Origin of the sequence: Mucilaginibacter sp. UYCu711 (assembly GCF_050433825.1) — a bacterium.
GTDB lineage: Bacteria > Bacteroidota > Bacteroidia > Sphingobacteriales > Sphingobacteriaceae > Mucilaginibacter.
The window spans coordinates 304,001-310,000 of the sequence record NZ_JBNPWM010000010.1; the positions used below are offsets into that span (position 1 = coordinate 304,001).

The 6,000-nt window shown below is 40.6% G+C and carries 6 protein-coding genes; 5 read left to right on the forward strand and 1 reads right to left on the reverse strand.

Annotated features, from left to right (window positions below; all coding sequences use genetic code 11):
* Positions 1-750 precede the first annotated feature (750 nt).
* From ABIB50_RS21290 to ABIB50_RS21310, 5 genes are all read left to right on the forward strand, one after another.
* The gene (locus tag ABIB50_RS21290) at positions 751-1,839 is read left to right on the forward strand and encodes an Abi-alpha family protein (protein ID WP_429383074.1); all 1,089 of its coding nucleotides are present in this window, start codon (positions 751-753) and stop codon (positions 1,837-1,839) included.
* A 64-nt stretch (positions 1,840-1,903) separates the two neighbouring features.
* The gene (locus ABIB50_RS21295; protein ID WP_429383076.1) at positions 1,904-3,001 is read left to right on the forward strand and encodes a hypothetical protein; all 1,098 of its coding nucleotides are present in this window, start codon (positions 1,904-1,906) and stop codon (positions 2,999-3,001) included.
* A 64-nt stretch (positions 3,002-3,065) separates the two neighbouring features.
* Entirely contained in the window at positions 3,066-3,398 is a 333-nt protein-coding gene (locus ABIB50_RS21300) for a helix-turn-helix domain-containing protein (protein ID WP_429383078.1), read from the forward strand.
* A gap of 449 nt (positions 3,399-3,847) precedes the next feature.
* Positions 3,848-4,399 carry a BfmA/BtgA family mobilization protein gene (locus tag ABIB50_RS21305; RefSeq protein WP_429383079.1) on the forward strand — a complete coding sequence of 184 codons (552 nt, stop codon included), beginning with the start codon at positions 3,848-3,850 and terminating at the stop codon, positions 4,397-4,399.
* A gap of 27 nt (positions 4,400-4,426) precedes the next feature.
* Complete coding sequence (locus ABIB50_RS21310; RefSeq protein ID WP_429383081.1) at positions 4,427-5,401, forward strand: DUF5712 family protein; 975 nt, start codon at positions 4,427-4,429, stop codon at positions 5,399-5,401.
* Between the two features lie 136 nt (positions 5,402-5,537).
* Here ABIB50_RS21310 and ABIB50_RS21315 read toward each other — a convergent pair.
* On the reverse strand, positions 5,538-6,000 hold a 463-nt coding region (locus ABIB50_RS21315), incomplete at its 5' end, for a transposase (RefSeq protein WP_429383083.1).

Sequence of the window (6,000 nt, forward strand, 5' to 3'; positions counted from 1 at the left end):
TGAAAATAAATTACGCTCTACGGCCACCTAACAAAGGGCTTTTTATTTTTAACAAACCATCATTACTTAACCTTAAAGCATGAAAAAATTCACCTTTATAATCGCAATAACGATTTTTGCTGTTTCTTGCAAAGAAAGAACTAAACAAGATTCAAGCGAAAAACTTCAAGAGTAGGTTTTAACTCTGTATAAACAAAAATATGACCCTAAAACAAGAGCTTTTTCGGAGGACGATAGCATATCTAAAGTTCAATCTAAAAATGATACAACAGCTTATTTAATGGCCTTAAATACATTTTATCACGAACAGGTAAAACAACGCACACTATATAATTATGGACAACCAAAGAATTTTTTAATAGTACACAAAAATAACATAAATCTATCGCTTAAACCTACTGCGAGGATGGTTGAGGGTTTGCAGTTACAGGTCAAAAGTATGCCCGAAATAAAAAAAATGCTTGATGAATATAATAGGGATAGCTTGATAGTTGATACTACGAGGCATCTGTAAATGAAGGTAAAGGTTACTATAAATAACTATTCTTTGTAAGCTGGGCGACTTATATTACACAAAACTCCAGCTTTGTAAGTGTTGAAGTTATCAGTGAAGGAAATAAAAGTCTTTTGTTGAGAATAACAAATAATCAGTATTACAAATACCTATTGAGATAGGTGAGTCTGACAATAAAGAAATTTTTTTGTAACAGGGTTATATGTATTGAAATCTTATATAGATAATTTTATAAAATGATGGATGACCTAACAACTAAAATAGTAGAAGAAGGTGCTAAGGAAGGTATTAAAGCAGTAATTGATGTTGGTAAATCTCTAATAGAAGCTGCGCTTTTGCCACCCGCAAAAGAATTTGGGAAATTATTAAGTGACCAAGTTTCATATTTTCGATTTTTAAATAGAGTTCAATTTTGGGGAAAAGTACAGGTGTTATTACAAAACCACCCTGAATCAAGTAAACTCTTAATTGCCCCAAGGGTTGCATCACGCATACTTGATAACGCTTCGGAAGTAAGTAATGATACTTTACAAAATATGTGGGCAGGACTATTTGCCGCATCGTGTGGAGAATATCAGGAAGATGAAAATATATTTTTCATTGACCTACTTAAAAGTTTAACATCATCACAAGTTAAGCTGCTATCTTATTTATGTAAACATTCTAAAAAGACATGTAACATTAGTGACCTTGATTTAGCAGAGGCTGATGGTGTTGTATACGCAAAAGCCGTTGGGATCACATATCTAACTTTATGCTCAATTATGGAAACTGACAGTAGGTTGAAGGTAGATACAGAGTTAGAAGCATTAGAGATTGCAGGGTTAGTTTTACCTGCAAGAAATGAACAAACAAACATTTCTCTTTCTTTAGCAGTAAAGGCACCAACTGGTACAGAAATGCGACCATCTTTAAAAACATTACGTCTTTATGTAAAGTGTCAGGGTTCCAGTCAAACGCCTTTCTACTACTTTGTGAATGACCTCAATAATTATTACTATGAAATAATTAAAGACTTTATATCTGTTGAGCCATCAAACGCCTTAACCTATATCTATGAAAAATGCTTAATTGGTGTAACTTATAAAGATGATGTTGAATTTGGAAATGGATTGACTTTAAAAAATGAGGAATGGGCAAACCTCTCTACCGAGGAATTAACTAATAAATTACGTTCTTATATTATTTACAGACATTTAGATAGTATAGGTAAGACCTTTAACTTAGAAATGAATCAGTTTTTGAAGGTGCCTAACGGTCTGTTAAAAACTTATCGCGCAACCTTTAGTTATAAAGACGGTGTGAAAAAGATTGCTACTAATTAGCTTTTAATTTATTAAATGTGTGATTGTTTATATATAAAACACTTTGACCAATAATTTATTGCTTATGTATTTTCTGCAACTTTCTGATTATAATCCTTTAACTGGTGTAAATACTAACAAGCACGGTAAATTCCCTTTCCTGTCCTCAGTAAGCGGTTTATTTGAACCGGCTGCCACTACATTTGAATACCAAAGAAGCTTCCCTTTTGAAAGAATTGAAACGGATGAGCAGCAAGTTTTTTATGTGAGCGAACCCAACTTGGCTAAGGTATTTAAAAACAAGGTAGCAGAACACAACGAAATACTATTGGAGACTACCCGACCCATCACGGAAGAATACACCACAGAACTCATGCAGCTATTTTACAAAGGCTATTTGTTAGGTCTTGACGGTTTTAATACGGAGATCGGCCCCGCCTTTCCATCCTTGGGGCTATCCCATCAAAAGGAAATGTTGGAACAGTTTATGGAGTATTGCCAGCGGGATTTATATTTTGAGGGCTTTGCCATTCCGCAGTTGCTGCATAATTTAGGATATATTCAAGCTTGTTTGGTAAGGGCTTTCAGGGAATACAAAAACCTAAGTCTTTTAACCACTAAAGCCGAACCCGTGCAAATCTCCAAAACCTTGCCGGAGAATAAATCGGTAGAAGCACCTATTACTACAGACACTAAATCCGCACTTTCCAAAATACCATTGAAATACCCGGTATGTGATATTATTACAATATGGCTGGTGTTGTTGGATCTATCCAAATGTAAGTCTTTAAGTTTAACGCCGGAGTTTAAAGCGGAAAGTGATGTAATGGAATTATTAGGGAGCATGTTTGCCGATATATCGGGAGAACACAGCAAGCTACCCGACAGCCCCCACCGCTTTTATGAATTGCCGCTTGATTATCAGCCCATCCTATACTTGCTTATGCACGCCACTTACAAACTTAACTACACCTATACCCGCTTGCCATTGGAGGAATATAGCAAATGCCTGAAAGCGAATTTTTCGGTTTATGATGCGATAGAACTAAATTATATGCCGGGTAATTTTACGAAAAAACAGCCAGTAGCCATTGCCGCCATTAAAGAACTGGAGAACAGTTCCTACGCTAAAAATACTTTACTAATCTTATCCAAAATACCAAACTACCGGATTACGGTATGACTTCGTTAAACTACGTGCAGTAACGTTGGGTTATTTTCGTATTGTTTTGTTCATCAAATTATTTATGATGAATGCAACATTTGTAACCACACTATCTACTCAGGAGCTCCAGGAGCTAATTGAGTTATCCGTTAAAAACGCCGTACAAGTAAGTCCTAAGATGTCCAATGAAGATGATACCTTATTGGACACAAAAGAAGCGGCCAACCTCATCAAATACGAGGTCACTTCAATTTATGGATTGGTCAAACGCAAAAAAATCCCGTTTTGTAAAATCGAAGGAAAACTTTTGTTTTCGCGAAGAAAACTAATCGAATGGATTGAAGGAGGCAATCACGCCCCGACTTTAAATCGCCCATCCCTACCGCTTAAAGACACTGTTACCAAATACCGATAATCCCGATACGAAGTATCGGAAACAACGACAGGCTTTAGCCCAGAGTGGAAACAAGGTAACAATAGCAAAGGCATAAATCCCCGATACGAAGTATCGGGATACCACGACGGGCGTTAGCCCGGATGTGGGAGCCAGATACTATTATGAAAAGCAAATTTTTTTATGATTTTTTTTCATTGGTTCCCTGGAGCAATCCGCGGGTTAGGCGACGGCTACAAATTGCCAAACGCGTCCTTTTCTTGCAAAAGAAAAGGAGCAAGCGGAAGTTGGGCGGAGCCCTACTTTGCTTGCCCTACGCTTCGCTACGGGGGTTTTGCGTATCCTCCGGGGATACTTTAGGGCGTTTTTGCCTATGAAAGAAAAGAAAACAGGATACTCGGGGGTATCCTGCATATCGAAACAGCTGCACAGCTGTATGAACAACTAAGCGCGTTTAAAAAAAAATCACAATGGAAGATATTAATGTAAGATCAGTGAGATACCCTATTATGGTGGATCAGAAGTTTGAAAAGATCGCTCTTAAATTGGGCCGCACAAAGCGCCAGGTCTTTATCCAGATGGTCGATTATTTTTATAAAAGTAAGAAAGACCCGCTTGACCTTAATGATGAGTTGTTAAAGAATGCCCTGATGAAGAACCACCAGCAATATATCGGTTTTATCAAAAGCCAGGAAAATATGCTGCTCATACCAATCAAAACGGAAATGGACAGAGTGTCTACTTCGCAAGGCAAGATCATTGAACGTTTTAATACCCAAATACTCAAAGCCAATACCGACCTGCTGAATAATCAAAACACCCAGGACGGGAAGCTGAACGCTATCGGGATGATCATGGACGCGATGCAAAAAGGGGTTAAAAGCAAGGAAGCCCTCAAGTCGCAGTTTATATTCATTCTGGACAGCTATATCAAGTCCAGGGATGCGTTTGGCATGATGACCTCAGGCAGGGAAAAAGAAGAGCTGATCTCCGTTACCAAAGCGCAGGTCAGTTTATTGTAAGTAATAAATGAGTAGTAGGAAGCTTTTATGTTTATCAATATTACCGACAACAAGGAAGCTGCCAATAAAGGCAGCAGCGGCGGGCTGGTGCACTATCTCGAAAAAGAGAACCGGCTCGATCATAAACAACAGCCAGAGTATTGGTTTAACGGCCAGCAGATCAGGATCGAACCTTATGAGGTTAAAGCGAAGATCGACAGTAATATCGCCAAGCTGGGCAGAGACGATGCCAAATTCTTCCTGGTCAATATCAGCCCAAGCCAGAAAGAGATCGCATTTCTAAAAGAGCAGTACGGCGAGGATGGTGCCAGAGAACAAATGAAAGGGTTTGCAGTCCGCGTGATGGACGCCTATGCCCGGAACTTCAACCGGGATGGTGTGAACAGCAACGAGAACCTGGTATGGTTCGCCAAGCTGGAAAACCACCGTTACTACAGCCACAAAGACCCGGAGGTGAAACAAGGCCTCAAACAACGGGGCGAGCGCAAAGTGGGTGAGCAAATGCATGTACAGGTCATTGTCAGCCGCAAGGATGCCACGAATAAGATCAAGCTTAGCCCCATGAATAATTCACGGGGCAAGAATCAGGAGCATTCCAAAAAGATGGGTCAGTTTGACCGGGTAGCATTCAAGCAGAGCGGGGAAACACTCTTTGACAGCTTGTTCTCGTTTGACAGGCAGCTTAAAGACACAATGGCCTACGCCAACGTCCAGAAGAACGGCAAACTGGCGCAACGGGAACAGTTGAGCTTGCTGACCGAGGGCGCTTCGCAGAATTATCAAAGCAGGTCGGTGGCGAATGAACTTGCCCAGGGTGTTGCTGAAGGGTTGTTTCACACTACTGCCGGTATGCTGGCCGCAGCAGGTAAGACAGCGGCGGGTTTTCTGGAAGTCATGCTGGAACCTTTGTATACCGCAGGTACCAGTATCGTCCCGGATAGCGATTCCGAGCAAAAGAAAAAAAGAAAGAAAAGATCACAGAGCCAGCAGATCACGCGCTGAACCAAGCTGTACTATAAAAACAGAATAATACTTATCTTTACAGTATAGAGGTTATGACCTACCATTAGGGCAAAGACCATCTACTATAGCCCGCTCTGCGGGCTATTCCTTTTTAAAAAGCATGATCTTACTGGCGCTACCTATGATCCGGGATATAATCCTGGTCGTTTTTATAAAGGGTATAGATCAGCGCCAGCAGCTTTCTTTCCAGGGCAACGATACCGGTCTTTCCCGGTTTGCCATTATCCTTCAGCCGGTTAAAATAAGCCTTCAGGGTTTTATTGTGAATATTAGAACTGACAGCAGCCATGTACAGGCCTGCCCTGATGTAGGCATTGCCCCGTTTGGAAATATGGGGCCGCCAGGTTAGCGTGCCTGATTCTTTCATGACCACATCCAGGCCGACATAGCTAACCAGCTGCCGCCGGTTTCCGACGTTGGCAAAACCATCGGTCTCCGCGATCACGGTAATGGCTGTGACAAAGTTGATTCCCGGTATTGTAATGGCGTGTTTGGTTTTCTTCGATAGCTCAGGATCGCTTTCTGTCACTTTACGCATTTGCAGCTCGATATCGCCAAGCTGTTTGGTGGCTAAAGCG

What these genes read in the sequence shown, in the direction of transcription:
- ABIB50_RS21305 (WP_429383079.1), top strand. Translation starts at nt 3,848, where the DNA reads ATGGAAGATATTAATGTAAGATCAGTGAGATACCCTATTATGGTGGAT.
- ABIB50_RS21310 (WP_429383081.1), top strand. Translation starts at nt 4,427, where the DNA reads ATGTTTATCAATATTACCGACAACAAGGAAGCTGCCAATAAAGGCAGC.
- ABIB50_RS21295 (WP_429383076.1), top strand. Translation starts at nt 1,904, where the DNA reads ATGTATTTTCTGCAACTTTCTGATTATAATCCTTTAACTGGTGTAAAT.
- ABIB50_RS21300 (WP_429383078.1), top strand. Translation starts at nt 3,066, where the DNA reads ATGATGAATGCAACATTTGTAACCACACTATCTACTCAGGAGCTCCAG.
- ABIB50_RS21290 (WP_429383074.1), top strand. Translation starts at nt 751, where the DNA reads ATGATGGATGACCTAACAACTAAAATAGTAGAAGAAGGTGCTAAGGAA.